Source organism: Rhodococcus sp. NPDC059179 (assembly GCF_042754885.1).
Taxonomy (GTDB): domain Bacteria; phylum Actinomycetota; class Actinomycetes; order Mycobacteriales; family Mycobacteriaceae; genus Rhodococcus_G.
In genome coordinates, this window is sequence record NZ_JBHZBV010000007.1 from 62,496 (window position 1) to 87,072 (window position 24,577).

Annotated in this window: 21 protein-coding genes and 1 pseudogene; 10 read left to right on the plus strand and 12 right to left on the minus strand. The window is 69.7% G+C overall.

Annotated elements, in window-relative coordinates; all coding sequences use genetic code 11:
- Window positions 1–2: 2 nt before the first annotated feature.
- The gene (locus ACFXMV_RS15505; protein WP_378500025.1) at window positions 3–1,508 is read right to left on the minus strand and encodes a CoA-acylating methylmalonate-semialdehyde dehydrogenase; all 1,506 of its coding nucleotides are present in this window, start codon (window positions 1,506–1,508) and stop codon (window positions 3–5) included.
- Window positions 1,509–1,825: 317 nt separating this feature from the next.
- On the opposite strand from ACFXMV_RS15505, the gene ACFXMV_RS15510 reads away from it, so the two are divergent.
- Entirely contained in the window at window positions 1,826–3,487 is a 1,662-nt protein-coding gene (locus tag ACFXMV_RS15510; protein WP_378501043.1) for a sulfatase-like hydrolase/transferase, read from the plus strand.
- A 57-nt stretch (window positions 3,488–3,544) separates the two neighbouring features.
- On the plus strand, window positions 3,545–4,318 hold the full coding sequence (locus ACFXMV_RS15515) for an SDR family NAD(P)-dependent oxidoreductase (protein ID WP_378501042.1): 774 nt from the start codon (window positions 3,545–3,547) through the stop codon (window positions 4,316–4,318).
- Window positions 4,319–4,409: 91 nt separating this feature from the next.
- On the opposite strand, the gene ACFXMV_RS15520 is transcribed toward ACFXMV_RS15515, so the two are convergent.
- From ACFXMV_RS15520 to ACFXMV_RS15530, 3 genes are all read right to left on the minus strand, one after another.
- Window positions 4,410–5,264, minus strand: a complete 855-nt coding sequence (locus tag ACFXMV_RS15520) for a pentapeptide repeat-containing protein (protein WP_378501041.1) — start codon at window positions 5,262–5,264, stop codon at window positions 4,410–4,412.
- A gap of 313 nt (window positions 5,265–5,577) precedes the next feature.
- Window positions 5,578–6,360 carry an SWIM zinc finger family protein gene (locus ACFXMV_RS15525; RefSeq protein WP_378501040.1) on the minus strand — a complete coding sequence of 261 codons (783 nt, stop codon included), beginning with the start codon at window positions 6,358–6,360 and terminating at the stop codon, window positions 5,578–5,580.
- A complete protein-coding gene (locus tag ACFXMV_RS15530; RefSeq protein WP_378503069.1) occupies window positions 6,357–9,227 on the minus strand; it encodes a DEAD/DEAH box helicase in 2,871 nt (956 codons plus the stop codon). The genes ACFXMV_RS15525 and ACFXMV_RS15530 overlap by 4 nt, the downstream gene beginning before the upstream one ends.
- 104 nt (window positions 9,228–9,331) lie before the next feature.
- Between ACFXMV_RS15530 and ACFXMV_RS15535 the strand changes: the two genes are divergently transcribed.
- From ACFXMV_RS15535 to ACFXMV_RS15550, 4 genes are all read left to right on the plus strand, one after another.
- On the plus strand, window positions 9,332–9,649 hold the full coding sequence (locus tag ACFXMV_RS15535) for a hypothetical protein (RefSeq protein ID WP_378500629.1): 318 nt from the start codon (window positions 9,332–9,334) through the stop codon (window positions 9,647–9,649).
- Between the two features lie 92 nt (window positions 9,650–9,741).
- Window positions 9,742–10,686: an esterase/lipase family protein gene (locus tag ACFXMV_RS15540; protein WP_378500628.1), complete on the plus strand. Its 945-nt coding sequence runs from the start codon at window positions 9,742–9,744 to the stop codon at window positions 10,684–10,686.
- A 42-nt stretch (window positions 10,687–10,728) separates the two neighbouring features.
- Window positions 10,729–11,190: a hypothetical protein gene (locus ACFXMV_RS15545; RefSeq protein ID WP_378500627.1), complete on the plus strand. Its 462-nt coding sequence runs from the start codon at window positions 10,729–10,731 to the stop codon at window positions 11,188–11,190.
- An 86-nt stretch (window positions 11,191–11,276) separates the two neighbouring features.
- Entirely contained in the window at window positions 11,277–12,107 is an 831-nt protein-coding gene (locus ACFXMV_RS15550; RefSeq protein ID WP_378500626.1) for a shikimate 5-dehydrogenase, read from the plus strand.
- A 17-nt stretch (window positions 12,108–12,124) separates the two neighbouring features.
- Here ACFXMV_RS15550 and ACFXMV_RS15555 read toward each other — a convergent pair whose 3' ends face one another.
- The 5 genes and pseudogenes from ACFXMV_RS15555 to nagB all read right to left on the minus strand — a co-directional run bounded on the left by ACFXMV_RS15555 (window position 12,125) and on the right by nagB (window position 17,425).
- Window positions 12,125–12,988, minus strand: a complete 864-nt coding sequence (locus tag ACFXMV_RS15555; protein ID WP_378500631.1) for a sulfurtransferase — start codon at window positions 12,986–12,988, stop codon at window positions 12,125–12,127.
- Window positions 12,974–13,465: pseudogene (locus tag ACFXMV_RS15560) on the minus strand (O-acetyl-ADP-ribose deacetylase); the annotation flags it as partial. The pseudogene ACFXMV_RS15560 and the gene ACFXMV_RS15555, both read right to left, overlap by 15 nt.
- Before the next feature lie 161 nt (window positions 13,466–13,626).
- Window positions 13,627–15,198 carry a molybdopterin-dependent oxidoreductase gene (locus tag ACFXMV_RS15565; RefSeq protein WP_378503068.1) on the minus strand — a complete coding sequence of 524 codons (1,572 nt, stop codon included), beginning with the start codon at window positions 15,196–15,198 and terminating at the stop codon, window positions 13,627–13,629.
- Between the two features lie 71 nt (window positions 15,199–15,269).
- The gene (locus ACFXMV_RS15570) at window positions 15,270–16,556 is read right to left on the minus strand and encodes a serine hydrolase domain-containing protein (protein WP_378501194.1); all 1,287 of its coding nucleotides are present in this window, start codon (window positions 16,554–16,556) and stop codon (window positions 15,270–15,272) included.
- An 89-nt stretch (window positions 16,557–16,645) separates the two neighbouring features.
- A complete protein-coding gene (gene nagB, locus ACFXMV_RS15575; RefSeq protein WP_378501195.1) occupies window positions 16,646–17,425 on the minus strand; it encodes a glucosamine-6-phosphate deaminase in 780 nt (259 codons plus the stop codon).
- Window positions 17,426–17,597: 172 nt separating this feature from the next.
- On the opposite strand from nagB, the gene ACFXMV_RS15580 reads away from it, so the two are divergent.
- Both ACFXMV_RS15580 and ACFXMV_RS15585 read left to right on the plus strand, forming a co-directional pair.
- Window positions 17,598–17,855 (plus strand): GlsB/YeaQ/YmgE family stress response membrane protein, encoded by a 258-nt coding sequence (locus ACFXMV_RS15580; protein WP_378501196.1) that lies wholly within the window; start codon window positions 17,598–17,600, stop codon window positions 17,853–17,855.
- A 128-nt stretch (window positions 17,856–17,983) separates the two neighbouring features.
- The gene (locus ACFXMV_RS15585) at window positions 17,984–19,231 is read left to right on the plus strand and encodes a benzoate/H(+) symporter BenE family transporter (RefSeq protein WP_378501197.1); all 1,248 of its coding nucleotides are present in this window, start codon (window positions 17,984–17,986) and stop codon (window positions 19,229–19,231) included.
- Here the strand turns inward: ACFXMV_RS15585 and ACFXMV_RS15590 are convergent.
- A complete protein-coding gene (locus ACFXMV_RS15590) occupies window positions 19,206–19,889 on the minus strand; it encodes an alpha/beta fold hydrolase (protein ID WP_378501198.1) in 684 nt (227 codons plus the stop codon). The genes ACFXMV_RS15585 and ACFXMV_RS15590 overlap by 26 nt on opposite strands.
- A 127-nt stretch (window positions 19,890–20,016) precedes the next feature.
- Here ACFXMV_RS15590 and ACFXMV_RS15595 point away from each other — a divergent pair, with 127 nt between their 5' ends.
- Window positions 20,017–20,469, plus strand: a complete 453-nt coding sequence (locus ACFXMV_RS15595; protein WP_378503067.1) for an acyl-CoA thioesterase — start codon at window positions 20,017–20,019, stop codon at window positions 20,467–20,469.
- A 315-nt stretch (window positions 20,470–20,784) separates the two neighbouring features.
- Here the strand turns inward: ACFXMV_RS15595 and ACFXMV_RS15600 are convergent, their stop codons facing one another.
- Together ACFXMV_RS15600 and ACFXMV_RS15605 are read right to left on the minus strand one after the other, a co-directional pair.
- On the minus strand, window positions 20,785–21,816 hold the full coding sequence (locus ACFXMV_RS15600; RefSeq protein WP_378499936.1) for a phosphotransferase family protein: 1,032 nt from the start codon (window positions 21,814–21,816) through the stop codon (window positions 20,785–20,787).
- A 43-nt stretch (window positions 21,817–21,859) separates the two neighbouring features.
- On the minus strand, window positions 21,860–23,095 hold the full coding sequence (locus ACFXMV_RS15605; protein WP_378499935.1) for an acyl-CoA dehydrogenase family protein: 1,236 nt from the start codon (window positions 23,093–23,095) through the stop codon (window positions 21,860–21,862).
- A gap of 151 nt (window positions 23,096–23,246) precedes the next feature.
- Here ACFXMV_RS15605 and ACFXMV_RS15610 point away from each other — a divergent pair, with 151 nt between their 5' ends.
- Window positions 23,247–24,542 carry a hypothetical protein gene (locus ACFXMV_RS15610; protein WP_378499934.1) on the plus strand — a complete coding sequence of 432 codons (1,296 nt, stop codon included), beginning with the start codon at window positions 23,247–23,249 and terminating at the stop codon, window positions 24,540–24,542.
- Window positions 24,543–24,577: the final 35 nt, after the last annotated feature.

Below are 24,577 nucleotides of genomic sequence, written 5' to 3' on the forward strand. Positions count from 1 at the left end.
TCCTAGTCCATCGTCGGGATGACGAAGTGGTCCGCGGCTTCTTCCTTCTTGCCGGAAGGCCAGCGCTGCGTCACCGTCTTGGTCTTGGTGTAGAAGCGGATCGAATCCGGGCCGTGCTGGTTCAGGTCCCCGAAACCGGAGGCCTTCCAGCCGCCGAAGGTGTGGTACGCGATCGGGACCGGGATCGGCACGTTGATGCCGACCATGCCGACCTCGACGCGACCGGCGAAGTCACGCGCGGTGTCTCCGTCCCGGGTGAAGATGGCGACACCGTTCCCGTACTCGTGGTCCGACGGCAGCGCGAGGGCCTCCTCGTAGTCGTGCGCGCGGACGACGAGCAGCACGGGTCCGAAGATCTCTTCCTTGTAGACCCGCATCTCCGGGGTGACCCGGTCGAGCAGTGTTGCGCCGGTGAAGAATCCGTCGCCTGCGCCCTCGATCTTCGTCTCGCGTCCGTCGACCACCACATCGGCGCCCTCGTCGACCGCGATCTGGGTGTAGTCCACGACGCGCTTGACCGCGTCCGCGCTGACGAGCGGGCCGAAGTCGACGCCCTTCTCGTTGGACTTGCCGACGTTGAGCTTGTGCACCCGCTCGGTGAGCTTCTCGACCAGCTTGTCCGCGGTCTCCTCGCCGACCGGCACGGCGACGGAGATGGCCATGCACCGCTGGCCGGCGGAACCATAACCGGCGCCGATCAGCTGGTCCGCGACGTCGTCGAGGTCCGCGTCGGGCATCACGATGGCGTGGTTCTTCGCGCCACCGAAGCACTGCGCGCGCTTGCCGTTCGCGGTTGCGGTCTCGTAGATGTACTGCGCGATCGGGGTGGAGCCGACGAAGCCGACCGCCTTGATCCGCGGATCGTGCAGCAGCGCGTCGACGGCCTCCTTGTCGCCGTTGACAACGTTGAAGACGCCTGCCGGCAGGCCCGCCTCGAGGAACAGCTCGGCGAAGCGGAGCGGCACCGAGGGGTCCCGCTCGGACGGCTTGAGCACAAACGCGTTGCCGCAGGCCAGGGCCGGGCCGGCCTTCCACAGCGGGATCATGGCCGGGAAGTTGAACGGCGTGATGCCTGCGACGACGCCGAGCGGCTGACGCATCGAGTACACATCGATGCCCGTGCCTGCGCTCTCGGTGTACTCGCCCTTGAGCAGGTGCGGGATGCCGATGGCGAACTCGATCACCTCGAGGCCGCGCTGGATGTCGCCCTTGGCGTCGGGGACGGTCTTGCCGTGCTCGGAGGACAGCAGTTCCGCGAGCGAGTCCATCTCGTCATTGACGAGCGCGACGAACTTCATCAGCACGCGGGCCCGCTTCTGCGGGTTGAACTGGGCCCACTCGAACTGAGCCTCGGCGGCGTTGGCGACAACGGCCTCGACCTCAGACTTGCTGGCCAGCGGCACCTTTGCCTGCACCTGACCGGTGTTCGGGTCGAAGACGTCACCGAACTTGCCGGAGGTACCGGCGACGCGCTTGCCGCCAATGAAGTGGGTAAGTTCCTGAACCATTTTCTTGGACCTGTTCTCACTAGGGCGAATGCCCGCGTCACTGCGTGGCATCCCACGGGGCGCGCGGCTCGGAGTTCCGGATATGTTGCCATCCTATAGTTGGATGTCCATGTATGTCTAGGGGTGGCGCCGACGACCAGGCGAGACGCCGCCGCCACCCCCGGCCGCCGCGCACAAGATCATTCGAAACCCGGGGTGCGGACGCCGTCGGCGGAGAACAATCACGGTCATCAGGTGCCCGCCGGACAGCCGCCGGGCGCGCGCGAATGGGCAAGAACGTCAGTTGCACTCTCTCGTCTCAGGATGGAGATCGCCCGATGGAGCCCCAGATCGAATCGACCCCGTGCCCGATCGACTCAGCGCAGTGCTCGGCCGAATCACCCTTCCCCCGCCGGACTTTCCTCGGCGCGGCGGGCGCGCTCGTCGCGGCGGGCATGGCGGGAATCGGCGCGGCGGGGCCGAAGGCGGTGGCCGCGGAAGGGTCCGGCATCCCCCTCAGACGCCCGAACATCGTGGTCATCATCACCGACCAGGAACGTCACCCGATGCACTGGCCTGCCGGCTGGGCGGACCGAAACCTGCCCAACCGCAAACGCCTCGCCGACCGCGGGCTCACCTTCACCCGATCGTTCTGCAACAGCGCGATGTGCTCCCCCAGTCGCAGCACGTTTTTCACCGGCCTCTACCCGGCCCAGCACGGTGTCACCGCCACCCTGACCGAGGGCGGCACTGTCTCGCCCACCGAACCGCAACTGCAGGTCGGCGAGCAGAACATGGCCCGGGTGCTGGAGTCGGCCGGCTACAACGTCCACTACCGCGGCAAATGGCACATGAGCAAGGGCGCCTCCGGCGGCGACCCGAGCAGCGCCGACATCGCCGCCTACGGGTTCCGGGGCTGGGTACCGCCCGAGGGCGGGCAGGACACCAATCCGGACCACTTCGGTGGCGGCTGCTCCGATATCGACCAACGCATCGCGGACGACGCGGTCGAGTTCATCGGGGGCCAGGGCGCCGACGGCGATGCGCCGTTCGCGCTGATCGTCTCGTTCATCAACCCGCACGACGTCCTCGCGTATCCGCAGACGTGGGACGCCTTGAACGACAGCTGCGACAACTACGGTTCCGAGGCGGAACAGGCGTTCAACCAGGGCATCTCGCTGCCGCCGAGCGTCGACGAGATGCTCGCCGTCAATCACAAGCCGACCGCCCAGATCCAGTCCCAGCTGCTGCTGGCCGCCGGTCTCGGGCCGCTGATCGGCCCGGAGGCGGCGCAGAATTATGTGAACTTCTACGCCTACATGCACAAGGTGGTCGACGACCACATCGGCGCCGTCCTCGACGCGCTCGAAGCCGAGCCTGGAATGCGCGACCGGACGGTGATCGTCCGGATGTCCGATCACGGCGAGATGGGGCTCTCGCACGGGGGCCTGCGCCAGAAGATCTTCAACGCGTACGAGGAGACGCTCCGTGTGCCCCTCGTCATCAGCAACCCAGTGCTGTTCCCGAAACCGGTCGAGACCGACGCCATGGCGTCGCTCATCGACGTGGTGCCCACCCTGGCCACCCTCGCGGGCGCGGACCCCTCCGCGTGGCGATTCCTCGGCACGGACCTGACGCCGGTGGTGGCCGACGCGGCCGCGCACCCGGACAATCCCAGCGCCACGGTGCAGGACAGCATCCTGTTCACCTACGACGATCAGAACTGCGCCACCCCGAACGGTCAGTTCATCGTCACGCAGCCCAATCACATCCGCTGTGTCCGGGACACCCGATGGAAGTACTCGGCGTACTTCGATCCCGCGGGCGTCGTGCCGCCGCAGTACGAGCTGTACGACCTGGTCGACGACCCGCTCGAGATGCACAACCGGGCGAACCCACTCAACGTCGGCTACTACGCCCCCGAGCAGGCCGCGGCCATGCGCGCGTCGCTGTTCGCCGCGATGGCGCGGACGGGTACCACCCCGGCCCGGGGTCTGTAGGCCGCTGAGCGGGACGCGGGGGTTGTGGGCGCCCCCTGGCAGGCAGACGCTGGGGACATGTCTGAATCCACCAAGCCCTCCCCCACGACCGCCGTCATCGTGACCGGCGGCGCGTCGGGCATCGGCCTCGCGTCCGCCCGCTCCCTCGCCGAGGCCGGCCGTCCGGTCGCCCTCTGGGACCTCAACGAGGCGAAGGCCAAGACCGAGGCCGAGGCCATCTCCGCCGAGTTCGGCGTCGACGCGATCGGCGTCGCCGTCGACCTGAGCGACCCTGACCTGTATGCCGACGCGCTGGCCACCACCCGCGCCGCGCTGCCGAACATCGGCGGATTGGTGCACGCCGCGGGCGTCGTCGACCAGGGTTCGCTCGAGGGCGTCACCGTGGACGTATGGGACCTCGGCATCAACACCCACCTGCGTCCGCTTGTGCTGCTGACGAAGGAGCTGCTGCCCGACTTCACCGCCAACCCGGGCTCGGCGATCGTCGGCATCGCCTCGATCAACGCGCACCTCGGCAACGCCATCAACCCGGTGTACAGCGCGGCGAAGGGCGGCATGCTCGCGGTGGTCCGCTCGCTCGCCGACCGGCTCGGCCCGGACGGCATCCGCATCAACTGCGTCTCGCCGGGCCAGATCCTCACCCCGATGCTGCAGCCCACCGTCGACCTGCTGCCCGAGGGCACGTTCGAGCGCCGCATCCTGATGGGTCGCCTCGGCCGGCCGGAAGAGGTCGGCCGAGCGGTCCGCTTCATGCTGTCCGACGAGGCCAGCTACATCACGGCCAGCGAGCTGGTCGTCGACGGCGGGAACATCTCCTCGCAGCGGATGTAGCCACCCGGCGGCCAGACGCCGCTGCCGACGCGGCCCGGCCCACTACCCCCCAAGGGTTGCGGGACCGGGCCGTTTCCGTTGGCGCAGCACACTATTCGTTGCCGACCCCGCGCCAATGCGAAGGAGCGGAAACACCGGCAGGCAGACGCGTTTCGCCACTACCACGGGCTGCGTTGATCTGCGGCTGGGTGACGAACAACGCGGCGGAAAGATCGGCGCCCTCCAACCTCGCATCACGCAGATCCGCCCCCAGCAGGTCGACCGCGGTGAGGTCGCTTCCCCTCAGGTCGGCGGCGATCAGGCAGGCGCCGCGCAGGTCCGCGCCGCACAGTCTGTGTGCTCGCAGGTTCGTCCCGGCAAGGTCCGACCCGGGGGCGAGGCTCGGGTCCAGATGGCCGGCTTCGGCGAAGTAGGAAGCCCGAGCTTCCTCACTGATGTCCATGAGAACTGCTCTGACGGCGGAGTGCAGGGCCTCCATATCCGCCGAGACCAGTTCGGCAACGCCGCCGCGAGTCATATCGCCGATGGTGGCTGCGAGCTCGTGGGCTTCGCGTTTCGCGTCCGGGTCATAGGCGCGTGCCTGCGCCTCGAACAGGTACCACAGCATCTCGTGTAGCTGCTTCATGATCTTGAAAGCCGAGAACATGGGTTGCTGCGTACTCGGACGCTCGCGCCAGCTGAACCCGGAGAACAACCGCTGCGATACGGCTTGTCCCGCACCGAAACAGTCAAAGACCGTGCAGCCGCGGAAACCTCGGGAGCGGAGTCTGTCATGGACCGTGCAGGAGAAATCCGGCCCGAGGTTCCGACACGGCGAGCCGGCCGGCTTGTCCTCGGCGAAATCCACCGATCGGGAGAATCCGAAGGCGGTGCAGCACAGAGCGAAACAACGTCCGCAATCCGCGCGCAGATCCTGGCGTCGCAGCGGTGCCTGCGCGGCGGTCACCGAAGAACCTCCAGCTCATCGAGGCGGAGGGCGGACGGGCGCCGCGGATACGGCATGACTGTGTGTGTCGATGACACGATCAAGTGAGCTCCAAGTGGCGATTCCAGTACGGGACGGGAGCCGGGAACCCGACATCGGGTTCCCACTCGGGGCACACGGAATCACCAGCGCACGCAGGCGCTGCTCACGATCATCGCGAAAGGTCTGGGTCAAGAACGAGCTGTGTTGTTCACTGCCGACAAAGTACCAGTTCAGGCGCGGCGATCCGAGGTAGGCCGACGGCGCTTGACCCACCGCGGTCGAACGGGGTGGGTCACCGGCCACCCAGGATCCGGTAGTAGGCCGTCAGCTCCCTGAGCGCGGCGGCCACCACCGGCTCCTCCACCCCGCCCGCCCGCAGCGCCCGACGCAGCGGCTCCGGCGTGAGATCGTCCGGGGCGGGGCGGAACTCGACCTTCGGCAGCGGCGGCAGGTCGGTTCGGTCGCCGAAAAAGTTGTCGAGGTCGGGCGCGGACTCCGAGTCGGCACCGTCCGAGTCGAACGAGCGGATCAGGGTGTCGAGGTCGAGGCCGCGCAGGGTCAGGATGACCAGCGGATCGGTGTCCAACCGCTCGGCGGTGAGGTAGACGATGGCCGCCGCGTGCTTGCACGGCCAACCCTGGTCCGGGCAGGTGCACCCGAAGTCCAGTTCGCCGGACTCGGTGGGCAGCAACAGATCCCCGAGCTCGATCGGCACCGTGCCGGACGCGAGCGCGGCGAGCATGCCCGGCGTCGAGCGGACCCGGGCGATGAGCGCGTCGACGGCGTCCGGGTCGAGCGGGCGGAGGGTGAACGTCGCGGTGAAGGGGTCGATCTGGCTGCCCTGCACCTCGCCCACCACCGCCCCCGGCGCGATCCGGTAGCTGATCACCTGTCCCGTGCGGGCGTGGCCGCGACCGCGCGCGATCCGGCCGGCATCGGCGACCTGTTCCATCGACGTCACCAGCGCGCGGCCCCACCAGGACTGGGCGAACGCGCCGCGCCGCGACCGGGCCGCCGCGCCTTGTCCTTTCCGCGGCGTGCCGAACTGGCTGAAATCGGGACGGGGCCTGTTCATTCGCCCACCGCCTCGTCGCCGAGCATCATCAGTTCGCGGAGTTCGTCGGTGGACATCTCGGTGATCCAGTTCTCGCCGGTGCCGACGGCGAGGTCGGCCAGTTCCATCTTGCTCGCCAGCATCGCGTCGATCCGCTCCTCGAGGGTGCCGACGCACACCAGCTTGCGGACCTGGACGTCGCGGCGCTGACCGATCCGGAAGGCCCGATCGGTGGCCTGGTTCTCGACCGCGGGGTTCCACCAGCGATCCAGGTGCACAACGTGATTGGCCGCGGTGAGGTTCAGCCCGGTGCCGCCCGCCTTGAGCGAGAGCAGCATGACCGGCGGCGCGGAGTCGTCCGCACCCTGGAACCGTTCCACCATCGCGTCGCGCTTGGCCCGCGAGACCCCACCGTGCAGGAACGGCACCTCGGTGCCGAACCGCTCGGTCAGATACGGCACGACGAGCGAGCCGAACTCGCGGAACTGGGTGAACAGCAGCGCGCGTTCCCCGTCCGCGAGCACCGATTCCAGGATGTCCTCGACGAGGCCGAGCTTGCCGGAACGGTGCCTGCCGCGACGCTGCACCTGCGAGCCGTCTCCGAGGAAGTGCGCCGGGTGATTGCACACCTGTTTCAGCCGGGTCAGGGCGGCGAGCACCGCCCCCTTGCGGGCCGCGCCCTCGGTGTCCCTGATCCGGTCCATCATGTCGTCGAGCACCGCCCGGTAGAGGGAGGCCTGCTCCGCGGTCAGGTTGGCGCGCACCGTCATCTCGAACTTCTCCGGCAGGTCGGAGATCACCTCCGGATCGGTCTTGACCCGGCGCAGCACGAACGGCGACGTCACGGTCCGCAGCCGCGCCAACGCGCCCTCGTCGTGTTCGCGTTCGATGGGGACGGCGAACCGGGCCCGGAACTGCTGCGCGCTACCGAGCATTCTCGGGTTCACGAAGTCCAGGATGGAACGCAGCTCGTCGAGCCGGTTCTCGACGGGGGTCCCGGTCAGCGCGAGCCGGTGGGCCGCGGGGATGGCCCGCGCCGCCCGCGCCACGGCAGTGCCCGAGTTCTTGATGTGCTGCGCCTCGTCGAGCACCAGGCGGCGCCAACGCTGCTCGCCGAGGGCGGCCGCGTCCCTGGCCAGCAGCGCATAGGTGGTGATCACCAGGTCGTGCTCGGCCACCATCGCGGTCAGGTCCTCGCCGCGGCGACGGTCGGTGCCGTGGTGGACGAGCACCCGCAGCCCCGGCGTGAACCTCGCGGCCTCGCGCTGCCAGTTCCCGACCACGGACATGGGGCAGACGAGCAACGTGGGAGCCTGCTCCCGCGCCGAGCCGCGATGATCCGTCCCGTCGGCCCGTTCGTGGGCGAGCAGGGCGAGCAGCTGCACGGTCTTGCCAAGGCCCATGTCGTCGGCAAGTACGGCGCCGAGGCCGAGGTCACTCATGAATGCGAGCCAGTCCAGGCCCCGCCGCTGGTACGGCCGCAGCCGCGCCACGAGCCCTGGCGGCGGCGGAACGCTGGTCTGCTGCGCATGCGAATCGAGCAGTCCCGCAACCCAACCGGTGGAGGTGATCTCCTCGACGGGGACGGGCGGCGGTTCCAGCGCGGTGAGCTCGCCGAGCAGATCCGCCAGGGTGGTCTCGACACCGTCGGTCTGCCGGGTGACGTACTCGGCGGCCCGCGCTAGCGCGGTCTTGTCGGCCTGCACCCACTGTCCGCGCAGCCGCACCAGGTCGGTCTTGGTCCGGGTCAGCTGCGCCATCTCGGCGGGCGTGAGCACCATGTCGCCGAGCGCGAGCTCCCAGTTGTAGGCGACGAGCTGGTTCATTCCGACCGCGCGGTCCTCGGTGTCCGCCGCCACCGGCGGGCTGCTCACGCGCAGGCGCAGCGACGGGGCCACCACGCTCCACGCGCGCGGCAGCAGCAGTGTGACGCCTGCCTCGGCGAGTTCCTGCGCGCCGTGCGCGACCAGGTCGGTGACGACCTCCAGCGGAAGCAGCAGGTCCAGGCTGTCCGGGTCCGACGGCACCGCGCGGAGCATCGGGTAGACGGCCATGGCCTCGGCGAGCTTGCGCACCCCGACCGTCAGCGCCTTGGGATCGCCCAGATGCACCGGCACCGGGCTGGGCGCCTCGCCCTCCGGCCGCAGGCAGACCTCCAGCCGCCAGAGCACGAGGGCGCCCTCGTCGGATGCGGACCCGTCGTCGTCCTCCGGCTCGAGCAGCCGCAGGACCAGTTCCGGCTCGTCCACGGTGAGGCTCTGCCGCCACTGTTGCAGGTCCGTGGCGATCTGCTGGCTACCGTGCGCGAATGGGGAACCGGCCGCAAGCGCCGCGAGCAGCGGATGCTCGCTGCCCCGGTCCCCGAGCAGGTCTCGGACGATCGGGTCGGTGACCTCGAAGACGAAATCCTCCAAGACCTTTCGCGCCCCGCCGGATCCGCGGAGCACCGCAGGCATCACCGCCGCCAGCTCCGCGAGCCAGGCCCGCTGCCGATCGCCGCCGACGAGCCGCCACCGGACCCACCACTGGCCCTCCGCGCGTTCGAGATCCGGGACGACCCGACCGGCCCGGACCCAGCGCTGCACTCCCCTTGCGACGTGTGCGAGGTAGCGGAGGTCGCCGGGAATCCCGGCCACCTCGCCCGTGGGGAGGTCGAGTAGCAGCGCGGCAGCGGTCGGCGGCGCCAGGGCGAGCGCGGGCACCGTCACCTCACCGAGGGTGCCGTCGCCGTTCGGCAGCGACACGGTGACCCGATGCCGGAACTTACGGCCAAGGGCACGTCGCAGCGACGCGGGCAGGTGCTCGTCGGCGCCGTCGACCGGCTCGGGGGCGCCGCCGTCACGCCACAGCATCAGCCCCGATCCCGGGGACCAGACCGCGTGCACCATCCGACCATCCAATCAGGCCGGTCGGACAGTCCCCGATTCCGCTGGATTTATGGGCCTGACCAGCGGGATAATTGGACATTGTCGAATCCGGTCGGGAGCGGGAGATGACCATACTGGTTCAGGTGCTCGAACAGGGCTACTCGCACAGCACACCGTGGCAGCAGCGTAGATACCAGTTCGTCGACGCAGCCCATATCGTCGGCCTGCGATTGGACGGGCAGTCCGGTGTCTGGCTGGACATGACCCGGCCCGGCGAGTCACACCAGTTGGCACTGACGCCAACGCCCGACCTCTCCGTCTACTTCCTGATGCGGGTATTCGACGACCTCGCGAACTGCGAGCGCCAGGGCGGTTCCTGGATGATCGGCCACGACGGCAGCAACCTCGAATCGATCACCGCGACCCGGTTCCCGATGCCCTGACCTCGGGAGCCCTGCGAAGGCCCGATCTGCCCCCTATGCAACCAACCGAGCGATTGCTAGGTTCGGTGATCCGTACCGCAATTGGGGGGTAGATGTTCCGAGCGTCACGCACCGCGGCCTTGGCCCTGTTTCTTGTCGCGCTGCTCCTGCCATTTGGGGCCGGCACGGCGCAGGCCGACCCGCTACCCGAGAACTACAATTTCTTCGCGGGCATCCCGAACGAGCTGACCAATCCCGGCGGCTCGCTGCCCGGGGCGAACGATTTCGAATGCACGCCGTCGGCCGAGCACCCGCGACCGGTGGTGCTGGTACACGGAACGGGCGGCGGACAGCAGACCAACTGGGGCGCCTACGTCCCGATGCTCAAGAACGCGGGATTCTGCGTGTTCGCCCTGACCTACGGCGCGATTCCCGGTGCGCCGTGGCCGATCTCCGCGATCGGCGGCATGGCACCGCTCGAGAACAGCGCGGCCGAGTTCAAGGCCTTCGTGGACCGGGTGCTGTCGTCGACCGGCGCACAGACGGTGGATGTCGTCGGGCACTCGCAGGGCACGCTGATCCCGACGTACTACCTCAAACACCTCGGCGGCGAGGGAAAGATCACCAACTACGTCTCGATCGCGCCGCCGTGGCTGGGTATCACCGCTCTCGGGGTGGACGGGTTCCCTGCCATCGCCAAGCAACTCGGCGTGTCGGAGACCGCGATGCCGGTCTGTCAGGGCTGCGGCGAGATGAGCGCCGAAGCCGACTTCATCAAGCGGATCAACGCCGGCGGCACCCCCTATGTCCGGGGCGTCAACTACACCAACATCTCCACCCGCTACGACGAGGCCATCGCCCTGCACCAGGGCCAGGTGCCGGGTCCTCCCGGCTACACGGTGAACAACATCGTCGTGCAGGACACCTGCGCGCAGGACTACTCCGAACACGCCGCCATCGCCGGCTCCAAGCGGGCGGCCTACATGACGCTCAACGCGCTCGACCCGGCACACCGACGCGAGGTGCCCTGCATGTTCGTCCCACCGTTCACGGGCTGACGCGGGCAGTCAGGCCAACCGCCGAGGTACCGTCGGAGCACTATGTTTCGTCCAACGCTCGGCAAGTCGATCGCGATCAGCGGACTGACGCTGGCGGGGTTGTTCTGTGCAGGAGCGCCAGCGACGGCGGATCCGACGCGCGACAGATGGGTGAACATTCCGGACACCGCGACCGTCGCTGACGGAATCGCCTGTGGCGGCCGGATCGGAGGAGTCACAGTCGCTACGGACAGGCTGCTCGGGCTGGTCTACGTTCGACTGAACGCGACGTTCGTCGGTGTGTTGACGACGCCTGGAATGCCGTGCTCGGTCCTTGCGACGCTGCACTGGCGCAACCTCGGTACCGGCGCGGCTGGATCGTGGTCCACCGAGGTCAGTGGAGGGGTGATCGACTTCCCGGCGGAGCCGTGGACACACCTCGCAACGGGGTCCGGCCGCGTCGAGGTCACACTGACCACCGATCGTCCGCACATCCCCAGCGTCACGGAGATCGCTGTGTATTGAGTCGGCGAGCCGGTAAATCGGACGGCAACCGCGACCGGCGACTGAACGGGTGGACTACCGACAGTCCCGGCGTTAGCGTCGAGCGGGTGAGCCGGACCATCCGAGAAGCCCTGAACAAGGACACCCGCCTGTGCATGTCGCTGGCCGCGCGGCCGTCGAACATCGGCACCCGGTTCCACAACTACCTCTACGAGGAACTGGGCCTGGACTTCGTCTACAAGGCGTTCACCACCACCGACCTGCCCGCCGCCATCGCGGGCATCCGGGCCCTCGGAATCCGCGGCTGCGGTGTCTCGATGCCGTTCAAGGAAGCCTGCATCGAGCACGTCGACGTGATGCACGATTCCGCCGCCGCGATCGCCTCGGTGAACACCATCGTCAACGACGACGGCCGGCTGCACGCGTACAACACCGACTACGAAGCGGTCGCGACCCTGCTCGCCGAGCACCGGATCTCCCGTGGCCTCACCGTCGCCGTCGCGGGCAGTGGCGGGATGGCCAAGGCGGTAGTCGCGGCGCTGCGCGACAACGGATTCGGCGACGTGACGGTCATCGCCCGCAATGAGGGCACCGGACGCGCACTGGCCGGGCAGTACGGCTTCGAGTGGAGTCCCGAGCTCGGGGCGCGGCGGCCGCAGCTGCTGGTCAACGCGACCCCGATCGGCATGGCGGGCGGACCTGCGGCCGAGAGTTCCCCCTTCTCCGGCGACGCCGTTGGAGCCGCCGAGGCGGTATTCGACGTGGTCGCGATGCCGCCGCAGACCCCGTTGATCCGGGCCGCGACCGCCCTCGGTACGACGGTGATCACCGGCGCCGAGGTGATCGCGCTGCAGGCCGCCGCCCAGTTCGAGCTGTACACCGGGGTGCGCCCGACTCCCGACCAGATCCGCCGGGCCTCCGAGTACTCGCGATCCTGACCATCCGCGGCGTTGCCCTACGGCGTTGGCCCGGTCGCGGCGGGACGCGCCGGATCGCTCGACCACTGCGACCACGACCCCGGGTACAGGGCAGCCTCGGTCCCGGCGATGGCGAGCGCGGCGACCTGGTGCGCGGCGTTGACCCCGGACCCGCAGTAGACCGCGACCGGCGTTGAGCCGTCTGCCCCCAGCCGGGCGAACCGCAGGCGCAGCGCCTCGGTGTCCACGAATCGCCCGGTGCCGTCGAGGTTCTCGGTCGTCGGAGCGCTGCGCGCACCGGGAATGTGCCCGGCGCGCGGATCGACCGGCTCCGCCTCGCCGCGGTAGCGCTCGCCTGCCCTGGCGTCGAGCAACACCCCGTCCGCCGCCAGCTCCCCGGCCTCGTCCGCCGTCACTGTCGGCAGGTGTCCGATGGTGAGCACGACGTTCCCGCCCGGGGCCGATTGGCCCGCACCGGATTCCAGTACCAACCCCGCCGACGTCCACGCCGACAGACCGCCGTCGAGCATCCGCACGTCGGCCACCCCGGCCCAGCGCAGCAACCACCAGGCGCGCGCGGCGGCGGTGTTTCCGGTGGCGTCGTAGACGACGACCGCGTCGCCGTCGTCGATCCCCCACCGCCGGGCGCAGGCCTGCAGGTCCGCGATCCCCGGCAGCGGGTGCCTGCCGAGCTCGGGTGCGGGCGGCGCGGCGAGCTCGGTCTCCAGGTCGACGAACCGGGCACCGGGAATGTGTCCGGCCAGGAAGTGCTCCCGGCCGTTCGGGTCGCCAAGCGCCCAGCGGACGTCGAGCAGCACCGGCGGCCGGGCCGCGCCCAGCCGAGCCGCGAGTTCCTCGGCCGTGACGAGCACCCCGAGCTCGCGTCGCAGCAGCTCGGCCATTTGCTCGCTGAACGCGACGAAGGTGACCGCCTCCACGGAGGTGTCCGCTCGGCGCACCGCGGTGACGGCCTGGTGCACGGCGTCCGCGTGCGGCCAGCCGTAGACGCCTGCCGAGATCAGCGGGAACGCGACCGTCCGCGCGCCCAGCTCGTCGGCCACCTCGAGGCTGCGGGTGTACGCCGACCGCAGCACCGCGGAGCGATCCTCGCCTGCCGAATACACGGGGCCGACCGTGTGAATCACCCAGCGCGCGAGCAGATTTCCCGCGGCGGTCGCGACGGCGTCCCCCGCGGGCAGCCCGTCCGGCAAGGTCGTCGCGCGCAGCCGTCGGCACTCCTCGAGGATCCTCGGGCCGCCTGCGCGGTGAATGGCGCCGTCGACTCCCCCGCCGCCGAGCAATCCGGAGTTCGCCGCGTTCACGATCGCGTCCGCCTCGAATGTCGTGATGTCACCGCGGATCACGTCGATTGCCACCATGGCCACACCGTACCCCCGCCGAGAGTGCAGCTGTCGGGGCAAACCGCCAGGTGAGCCGCCAGCAGGTGCACACTCGACGCCAGCGCCGCGGGTCGCCGAGCGTGCAGCTTTCGGGGCAAACCGCCAGGTGCGCCGTCGGCAGGTGCACACTCGACGGCCGGTCAGCGCACGGTGATGGTGCGACCGTGCCAGCCGGTGGCGCCGTCGGGGATCGGCGGGGTGCGCTCCTCCACCTGCACGTTGCCGTCGAGGTCGGTGGCCCGCACCTGCACGTTGTGCACCCCCTCGGGCGCGTCCCACTGCCAGGTCCACTGACGCCAGGTGTCGAGGGAGTATTCCGGCGCCAGGGTCGCGGTCTGCCAGGGACCCTCGTCCACCCGCACCTCCACCTTCTCGATGCCGCGGTGCTGCGCCCACGCGGTGCCTGCGATCAGCACCCGCCCCACCGGCACCGGAGCGAAGGCGGCGGGCACGTCGATGCGCGAGGCCGTCTTGATCGGTCCCCTGGCCCCCCATCCCCGCTTCGTCCAATACGCCTGCGCCCGATCGAATCTGGTGAGCTCCCAGTCGACGACCCACTTGGTGGCCGAGACGTAGCCGTACAGTCCCGGCACCACCTGACGGACCGGGAACCCGTGCTCGAGCGGAAGCGGTTCGCCGTTCATCGCGACGGCCAGCATCGCGTCGCGCCCGTCGCGCAGCACCTCGACCGGCGTACCGACCGTGAAGCCGTCGACGCTCGTCGACAGCAGCATGTCCGCATCGCCCTGCACGCCGACCTCGTCGAGGAGGTCCGCCATCGGGAATCCGATCCAGGTGGCGTTGCCCGCCAGGTCGCCGCCCACCTCGTTCGAGACGCAGGTCAGCGTGATCCTGCGCTCGAGGGGCGTCCGCCGCAGGAGCTGGTCCCAGGTCAGCGTGACCTCCCGGTCCACCATCCCGTGGATGCGCAGGCGCCAGTCCTCCGTCGTCAGCCTGGGCACCTGCAGCGCGGTGTCGATCCGGTAGAAGATCGGGTTCGGGGTGATGAACGACGTCGCGCCGGGCACCTCGATGTCGACGCCGGGCGGGATCGGCGCCGCCCGGTCCGCGACCGCGGGAATCGTCACCCGGCGTCTGCTGTCGAGCACCCCGCTGAGCCGCTGATTCATCTGCCGCCCGGCGACGCCCGCCGCGGCGGCGACGGCGGCGGCGACCGACGCGAGGACCAGGAACCGCCTGCGGGGCATCCCCTCGGCACGGCCGCGCGGCTGATCGCCGAGTTCGGCGGTGAGCAGCCGCAGCACCACGATGCCCAGGACCACCCCGATTACCGTCGGCACGGTGTCGACCCAGCCCGCGCCCGGCCGCGTGGCGGCGGCGTACACCCCGACCAGACCGAGCCCGACGAGGATCGCGCTGCCGTACGGCCGCCGCCGGCGCTCGACGATGCCCGCGACCGCCGCGGTCACCGCGATGAGGACCGACATCCCGACGAACAGCGCCGGCTTGTCGCTGGTGCCGAAGGTCGAGATGGCGAATTCGCGCGCCCAGGCCGGGCTGCGGTCGACGGTGGTCGACCCGACCGCGTAGAAGGGCGACGAATCCGGGCCGGTCAGCGCCGACAGCAGCTCGCCGACGCCCAGGACGACGCCCGCGGCGACCACCCCCGACGCCGCCCGCGCGATCAGTCGCCGCCTCGGCCTCGAGGCGATGGGATCGCTGTTTCTGGACGTCGAACTCGTAGCCGGCATGCCCGCCTCCGCTCCCCTGCATGGTAGTTCGCAAGGTCTTCGGAGCCGAGGGGTCGCGCGGATGGGTCCGGTCAGCGGGTGGGTTCGGTCGACGCCGTCGCCGCGGGTGCCTGCGCGGTCGCGGCCAGCCGGTAGACGTGATCCGGAGAGATGACCTCTGTGATGGCGGTGCCCAGCAAGGTGCTCGGTTCGGTGCCCTGATACGCCTCGTCGGTGTTCGTCATGATGACCAGGGTGGTCTGCTTCTCCGGCAGGTAGACCGTGACGGTCTGGTACCCGGGCAGGCTGCCGTTGTGCCCGATCCAGCCTGCGACGTCGAAGATCCCCAGGCCGTACCCGATATCCGCGGCATGACCCGGGATGCTCACCGTCTCGAGCCGCTGCGCCTGCGTTTCCGGCTTCAGCAGCGTTCCGGTCGCGAGCGCGGGGCCCCAGGTGTGCAGATCGTCGAGGGTCGAGATCATCGCTCCCGCCGCCCATCCCCACGACGGATCCCAGTCGGTGGCCGCGGCTTCCTTGCCGTCGGCGGTCTGCACGGTGTAGCCCTGCGCGTGCGGCTCCGGGAACGCGTTGGTAGTGGGAAAGACCGTCCTCTCCATCCGCAAGGGATCGAGGATCTTCTGCTGCACGTAGTCCGGGAGAGAGAGTCCGCTGACCTTCTCCACGACGAGTCCCAGCAGCGTGTAGTTGGTGTTGCAGTACTGGAACCCCTGGCCCGGCGGGAACGTCGCCGGCTCGGCGAACGCATAGCCCAGGACCTGCTGCGGGGTGAAGTTCGCTCGGGGGTTCGCGAAGAACGCCTTCTGGAAGGCGTCGCTCTCCGAGTAGTTGGCCAGACCGCTCTGCATCCGGGCGAGTTGGCGGATGGTGATCTGATCGCCTGCGGGGACGCCGTCGATGTACTTCGAGATCGGGTCGTCGAGACCCACCTTGCCCTCGTCGACCAGCTGCAGCACGCCGGTAGCCGTGAACGTCTTGGTCAGGCTGCCGATCCGGCTGTAGAAGTCGGTCTGCATCGGAGCGCGGGTGTCCTTGTCCGCCACCCCGAACGCCTTCACGTAGTTGCCGTCGGGTCCCCAGACCCCGACGATCGTGCCTGGCACCGAGGTCTGCGCCATCGTGGCCTCGATGGCCGCGTCGAGCCGCTGCGCGAGGCCGGAATCGATTGTCACCGCGGCGGTCGGCGCCGCGCCGGTATCCGATGAACCGGAGGTCGAACCGTCGGAGCACCCCGCCGCTACGAGCAGAGTGACGGCCGCGGCCGCGAACAGTCCACGGCGTCTGCGCGTCTGGGTGTCAGTCGGCTGGGTCTCAAGCGTCTGGGTCACATGCGTCCTGGTCACGACCTGTGCTGTCATCGCCGGGTCCCGTCGTCGACGTGCGCTTGCCTGCCGAACCTACTCCCCGCGGCCCGTGCCCGTCCCCGTTTGACTCGAGAGCCGCCGAATCAGAACTGCTGCCACGCCGGCTTGTGCCGCAGCGCGTACCGGTAGTAGTCCGACAGCACAAGCCGTTTCGCCGCCGCCTCGTCGATGACCACGGTCGCGTGCCCGTGCAGTTGGATCACCGAGGCCGGGCAGAACGCGCTGAGCGGGCCCTCCACCGCCGCGGCGATGGCGTCGGCCTTGCCCGCACCGACCGCGACCAGCACCAGGTGCCCGGCCTCGCCGATGGTGCCGAGCCCCTGGGTCAGCACGTGGTGCGGAACGTCGTCGACGCTGCCGAAGTAGCGGGCGTTGTCGAGGCGGGTCTGCTCGGTGAGCGTCTTGATCCGCGTCCGTGAGGTCAACGCCGATCCCGGTTCGTTGAAGCCGATGTGACCGTCGGTGCCGATTCCGAGCAGTTGCACGTCGATGCCGCCTGCCTCGGCGATGGCGGCGTCGTAGCGGGCGGCCTCCGCGGCCAGGTCTGGCGCCTGCCCGTCGAGCCACTGCACGCGGCAGGGGTCGAGTTTCACCCGATCGACGAATTCGGACCGGATCACGGAAAAGTAAGACTGCTCATGGCCTTTCGGAAGCCCGACGTACTCGTCGAGCAGGAAGACCCGGACGGACGAGAAGTCCAATCCGGTTTCGTGATGCCGCCGCACGAGCTCGCGGTAGCTGCCGAGCGGGGACGATCCGGTCGCGAGGCCGAGCGTCGTCGGGCCGCGGCGTACGTGGTGCTCGACGATGTCTGCGACGGTCGAGGCGACCTCTTCGGACGTCGACCGGATCACGATCTCCATGTGGCTTCCACCCTACCGGCGCGGGCACCCTCGACCCGGCCGTTCCCGACGCTGTCGACTCGATCACGATCTCGCGTGCGACGGCCTGGTCCGCGGCCGGAACAGGCCGGATTTCGCTACCGTTGACCACGCGCCGCGGTGGCGCGGACCACCATCGATCAAGGAGTCAACAATGCTCGGACTCGGCATCATCGGCTGGATCATCATCGGTGGGCTCGCAGGCTGGATCGGTAGCAAGATGATGGGCACCTCGGAGCAGCAGGGCATCCTGCTCAACATCGTCGTCGGCATCGTCGGCGGCCTGCTCGGCGGCTTCCTGCTCAACCTCGTCGGCGTCGACGTCAAGGGCGGTGGGCTGATCTTCAGCTTCTTCACCTGCCTGCTCGGCGCGGTGATCCTGCTGTTCGTGGTCAAGAAGGTGCGCACCTAGGTCTCTCGAGGGTGCAGTTTTCGGAGTGAACGCCCAGGTGCGGCGACGCTAGCTGCACGCTCGGCGGGGCGGAGTCGAGGCGGCCGGACCCGGATGTCCCGCGTGCCCCCTTCGACGACTGCGGCAAGATGGCCGACGTGTCAAGAACCCTCGAGCCCGAGCCTGCGGGAGCCGAACCGGCCGACGCCGTCGCGCGCGATCCGGGCCTCTCGCACCCGATCAGCGCGGGCGTGGTCACCGCGCTCGTCGGCTTCACCAGCTCCTTCGCGGTGGTGCTCACCGGCCTGCGCGCGGTCGGCGCGAGTCCGACCGAGGCCGCGTCCGGCCTGATGGCGCTGTGCGTCACCCAGGCGATCGGCATGCTCTGGCTCTCCCGCTTCTACCGGATGCCGATCACCCTGGCCTGGTCCACCCCCGGCGCCGCGCTGCTGGCCGGAACGGGCATGGTCGTCGGCGGCTGGCCCGCAGCGGTGGGCGCCTTCGTCATCGTCGGCCTCGCGGTCACTCTCACCGGGCTGTGGCCCCGGCTGGGCCGACTGATCGCGTCGATCCCTACCGCGCTCGCCCAAGCCATGCTCGCGGGGGTGCTGCTCCCGCTCTGCCTCGCCCCGATCACCGCGTTCCGAGACTCGCCCGCCGCGGTCGCCCCGGTCATCCTGGTCTGGCTGGTCCTGCTGCGGATCTCCAAACGCTGGGCCGTGCCCGCCGCCTTCGCCGCGGCCGCCGTGGTGATCGGCATCAGCATCGCCGCAGGCGACGGCACCCTCGACACCGCCGCGCTGCTGCCGACGCTCGACCTCACCGCCCCGCATTGGACCTGGCAGGCGATGGTCGGCATCGCGGTGCCGCTGTACATCGTGACGATGGCCTCGCAGAACATCCCGGGGACCGCGGTGATGTCGTCCTTCGGGTACCGGGTGCCGTGGAGATCCGCGATGACCGTCACCGGCATCGGCACCGTGATCGGGGCGCCCGCGGGCGGCCACGCGATCAACCTGGCCGCGATCAGCGCCGCGCTGTCCGCCGCGCCCTCCGCGCATCCGGACCCGAAGCGGCGCTGGGTCGCCGCCTTCACGGCCGGCTGCTCCTACCTGGTGCTCGCCCTGTGCTCGGCGGCGCTGGCGACCCTGGTCGTCGCCGCGCCGCGGGGCGTGGTGGAGGCCGTCGCGGGACTGGCGCTGCTCGCCATCCTCGGCGCCTCCCTCGCCGCCGCGGTGTCCGAGGAATCCGATCGGGAGGCGGCCGTGCTCACCTTCCTCATCGCCGCGTCGGGTGTCGGGATCCTCGGCATCGGGTCGGCCTTCTGGGCCCTCGTTGCCGGACTGCTGATCCGGCTGGTCCTGCGGGGTATCAGGCCCCGGCCACGAACTCCTTGAGGATCTGGCTCAGCGTCGCCGGGTCCTCCAGCATCGGCAGGTGCCCCGCCGCCACCTCCCGCCGCCACCCGGCGCCGAGCTCGTCGGCGTACCGGCCCTGCAGCGCCACCGGGAATTCCTTGTCCCGCGTCGTCATGACATATCCGGTCCGCGCGGGCAGGACCCGAGCCGAGACGCGATCGCGGTACAGGCGCTGGGATTCCGGCTCGAAGTCCGCGACGATGCGCGCGACGTCCGCCGCGCCGATCCCGGAGCACAATCCGGCTCGGATCACCTTCTCGGGCGGCCTGGTGCCCGCGACCCGCATGATCAGTCCGACGATCTGCCGCCCAGGCGCGGGCAGGGCGCCGAGGAACGACCGTCCCGCCGCAGGCACGGACGCCGCGACGCCGAGCAGCCCGCCGACCCGCTCGGGCGCGACGGCCACGACCTCACTCGCCACGACCCCGCCGATCGAATGCGCAACGATGGTGAACTCCCCGTCGGGCGCCTGCGCCAGCACCGCCTCCGCGTAGTCCCGCAGCGTCGCGCGCGCCAGCTTCGGGTACCCCGCGACGACCGAGTCGACGGGCAGCGAGGCTCGCACCTCATCCCAGATCCAGGCCGGAAGCCCTGCCCCGCTGAGAAACACGATCGGCGTCTGCGGTTCCGAGGTCATCAGCACTCCTTGTGTGGGGGGTGAACCCAACGGTAGGCGGGGGGTCCGACACGCACCGTGCCCGATCCAGTGCCTCGTGCTCGAAGTCCACTGATGGGAAGACTTCGGGCGGGGCTAGGGTCGGCCCATGCCCTCCTCCCCGCCCGACCCGACCGCCGCCGACTATCCCGTGCTGTGGCCGGTACCCACCCGCTGGGCGGACAACGACCACTACGGCCACGTCAACAACGTCACCTACTACTCGTACTTCGACACCGCGGTGAACGGCTGGCTGATGTCGACCGTCGGGGTGGACATCCGCGACCTGCCCGCGATCGGGGTGGTCGCCGAGACGTCCTGCACGTACCGCAGCGAGCTGAGCTTTCCCGATCAGCTGCAGGTCGGCCTGTCCGTGGACCGGCTCGGCACCCGCAGCATCGTCTACGCGCTGGCGATCTTCCGCGAGGGATCCGGCGGCGCCCTCGACCTCGCCGCGACAGGCCGGTTCGTGCACGTCTACGTCGACGCGCAGACCCGCCGACCGGTGGCCATCCCTGGGGAGATCCACGCCGCCGTGAGCCGACTGGTCCGCGCCGACTGAGCCCGGGTCACCCGCTCCCCGACCGACGGAAACACCGAACGCCCCGCTCTGCAGAGCGGGGCGTTCGGGCAGTGCCTGGAGCTACGTCGTGGTGGTCGGCGGGGTGGTCGGCGGAGTCTCGGAATCCGCCGACAGGCTACTGAGAAGCGGCATCAGCAGGGCGAGGATCTTTTCCATGGTGTTCTCCTTCAGCGTGTTCTCTGTCGCCGTGGTTCCGGCTTGCCGAGAAGTGTGCACCATCGAGCGTGACCGCCGTCACGTTTTAGAAATCTCTTTGGCAAGACATTTTTGATCACGAATCGTCAACGGTTTGGGCTAGCGGAGCCCGGCCTTCCTGGCGATGTCCATCGCCTGCGCCACGATGTCGTCGATCAACTTGGTCGAGGGCGCGCCGACCGCGGCCGTGTTCCGCGGATCCTCCATCGTCCGCCGCAGCACCCCCTCTGCGATGATCGAGATCTTCCACAGCGCCAGCGCGTGCCAGAAACCAAGCGCGGCCGGATCCCTTCCGGTCTCGTGCATGTAGGCCTTCGCCAGCTCCTCCCTGGTCGGAAAGCCCTCCAGCGTCGACGCCGCGAAGGGCCCCGGCACCTCGTCGCCTGCCTGCGCCCAGTACGCGAGCAGCGCGCCGACGTCGGCGAGCGGATCACCCAGCGTGCACAGCTCCCAGTCCACCACCGCGACCACCCGCCCGTCGTCGCGTGCGGTGATCACGTTGCTCAGGTGGAAATCGCCGTGCACCAGGGTCAGTTCGGTCTGAGCGGGTATCGAGCGGGTCAGCAACGCCGCCAGCTCGTCGACCGCCGGGATGTCGCGGGTCTTCGACTTCGCCCACTGCCCGGACCAGCGCTTGAGCTGACGCTCCGCGTACGGCGAGTGGCTCGCGAGATCGTCCAGGCCGGCGAGCTCGAGGTCGACCCCGTGAATGCTGGCCAACGCCTTGGGCATTGACAGCCCGGTGGCACGCCGACGCTCCGGCGTCAGGTCCTTGGCCACGCCGATGCTGTCGATCACGACGCCGTCGACGAAGCTCATCAGCATCAGCGGCGCGTCGGTGATCGCCGGATCCTCCGTCAGGCCGAGAACTTTCGGCACCGGCACCCCGGTCCCCTGCAACGCGGACAGGATCCGGTACTCGCGGGCCACGTCGTGTGCGGACGCCAGCAGGTGCCCGAGCGGCGGCCTGCGCAGCACCCACTGACCGCCGCCTGCGTCGGACACCAGGTAGGTCAGATTCGACTGGCCGTTGCCGATCCGCTTGAAGTCGAGCGGCGCCACGGCGCCGACCCCCATGTCGGCGATCCAGTTCGACACCGCCTCTTCGTCGAGCCCTACGGCGTTGCTCATCGGGTTCCCTTCCCTGTGACGGACTGTGCGGCGGTGGATTCGGTCATGTCGAGACCGCGCCGGACGCCTCGGCCGCGAGCCGGTACGGCCGCAGCTCCTGACGCGCGATGGTTCGTTTGTGTACCTCGTCGGGTCCGTCGGCGAGCCGCAACGCGCGGAGGTGCGCGTACATCATCGCCAGCGGGAAGTCGTCGGACACCCCGCCACCTCCGTGCACCTGGATGGCGCGGTCGACGATCTTGAGCGCCATCTGTGGCGCGGCCACCTTGATGGCGGCGATCTCGGTGCGCGCCTCCTTGTTGCCGACGGTGTCCATCAGCCACGCCGCCTTGAGCGTCAGCAACCTGGCCATCTCGATCTCGATGCGCGCCTCGGCGATCCAGTCCTGGATGTTGGCGCGGGCGCTCAGCGGACGCCCGAAGGTGACCCTGGTCGAGGCCCGCAGGCACATCAGCTCCAGCGCGCGCTCCGCCATCCCCACCGCACGCATGCAGTGGTGGATGCGCCCCGGCCCGAGTCGGGCCTGACTGATCATGAAACCCGCACCGGGACCTGCCAATACGTCGGCGTCGGGCACGCGGACATTCTCGAACAGCACCTCGGCGTGCCCCTCACGGTCCTGATAGCCGAACACCGGAAGCCCGCGCACCACTGTGATCCCTGGGGCGTCGATCGGCACCACCATCATCGACTGCTGGCTGTAGACGGGACCGGTGGGATCGGTCTTGCCCATCACGATCAGCACCCGACAGTTGGTGTGCAACGCATTCGACGTCCACCACTTGCGACCGTTGAGCACCCAGGCGTCGCCGTCCCGGACCATGGTCATCGCGATGTTGGTCGCATCCGAACTGGCCACGTCAGGCTCGGTCATGGCGAACGCGGATCGGATGCTGCCGTCCAACAGCGGCCGCAGCCAGCGTTCCCTGTGCTCGTCGGTGCCGAAAAGCGTGAGCACCTCCATGTTTCCGGTGTCCGGTGCGGAGCAGTTGCACGCCTCGGACGCCAGATGGCTGCGACCCATGATCTCGGCCAGCGGCGCGTACTCGGAGTTGGTCAGTCCCGGTCCCAGCTCGGGGTGCGGGTGAAACAGGTTCCACAGCCCGCGCGCCCGCGCCTCGACCTTGAGTTCCTCGATGATCGGCGGCTGGAAGTGCGGGTCCGCCGACTCGCGCATCTGCTGCTCGTAGACCGCCTCAGCCGGGTAAATCCGCTCGTCCATGAACGCCAGCAGCCTGTCGCGGTACTCCTGGCAGCGCTCGGTGGGTGCGAAATCCATCAGCTTCCCTCTCCCTTGGCCAGCGTGTCCGTGACGACCGCGACCGTGCAAGCAGTGATGCTAGTTCGCGGACGCGGCGGCGACCGGCGGACGGAGATATCGCGGCCGACCCGCAACCAATAGGGGACGACCTACGCAATCGGAGTCGAGTGTGAATCTCAAAGCCCTGTCAGGATGCGCGGCGCTCGGCGGCCTCGCCGCCGGGATCGCGCTGGCGTCGACCATGCCAGGCGATTACGCGATCGTCACCGACGACGCGCGGTTGGACATCCTGTTCTACAGCGACGTCGCGGGCGCGGCCCTCGGCGCGGTCGTGGCGACTCTCGTCGCGTGGTGGGTCCGCGGTCAACGGCGGTCGGCAGGAGCGGCACTGGCGGGCATCGCACTGTTGGCGGTCGCGGCGCTGTCGGGGACCTGGCAGTTCGAGCTGTATCCGAACGCGATCGGCGCCGGACTGCTGCTCGGCGGGCTCGCCGGACTGTGCACCAGCTCTCTTCCGCAGGCGGCGTTGGCGGCGGGTGTGATCGCCGGGTCACTGGTCGCCGGACCCCTGGAGACCTATCGGCAGTCGTCGATGCCGCGGAGATACGCGGATTACCTGGTCGACGCGGGACGCTCGACCGATTCGTCCGGGCCCGCGGGCCTTGTCGTGCTCGTTCTCCTGGCCTCGACCGCGGCGCTGTTGATCGTCGCGCTGGTCCGGTCGGGCGCGTCGCCGGACCACGGGCCCGGCGAGCCCGGGAACCCGGCCGGGGCCCGCGGGCGCCAACTGGTGGTGGGGATCCTCGTGCCCCTCGTCGGGCTGGCGCTGTACTGGTGGTTTGTCCGCACCCTCGAGACTCCGACCACCGGCACGCCGGGACGCTGGGTGTGCGGGATCGCCGTGGTTCCGGTGGTGCTCGCCGCCGCGCTGTGGCTGCCCGGACGTCTCGGGGCGGTGCTGCTCGGCTCGATGGCGTTCATCGCCGCCGCCGAAACGGGCTACCCGGGCGGGATGGACCGCCACGCGTCGCCCTGGTTGCTGGTGACGGTCGTCCTCGTCCTGCTCGGCGCGCTGCTCGGTCGACGCCTGCCTCGGCCGCTGGCGGGAGTCGCGGCGCTCGCCGTGGTCGCCGCGTCCGCGACGCTCGACCAGCCGCCGTGGGACAACCTGCACATCGGCGCGGTCCTGCTGGGGCTGCCGCTCGCGGCCGGATACACGGTCGTCGCGAGCCTGCCGTCGAGCCCGTCGGTGACCAGCACCGCCCTGGCCGCGCCCGCCGTGCTCGTGGTGCCCTTCACGGCCCAGTTCGGGTGGACGGCGTACAGCCCCCTGACCGAGCGCGCACTCGGGTCACCGAGCGTCTGGTCACTGGCGTCGGCGGCCGTGCCGGTGGCCGTGATCGTTGCGTGCGGCGTAGCGATGGGCTGGGTGCGTCGGCGCCCCGCCGAACCTGAACTGAGCTGACAAACCGACCCGCGACAAGGCATCCGATTTGCGCG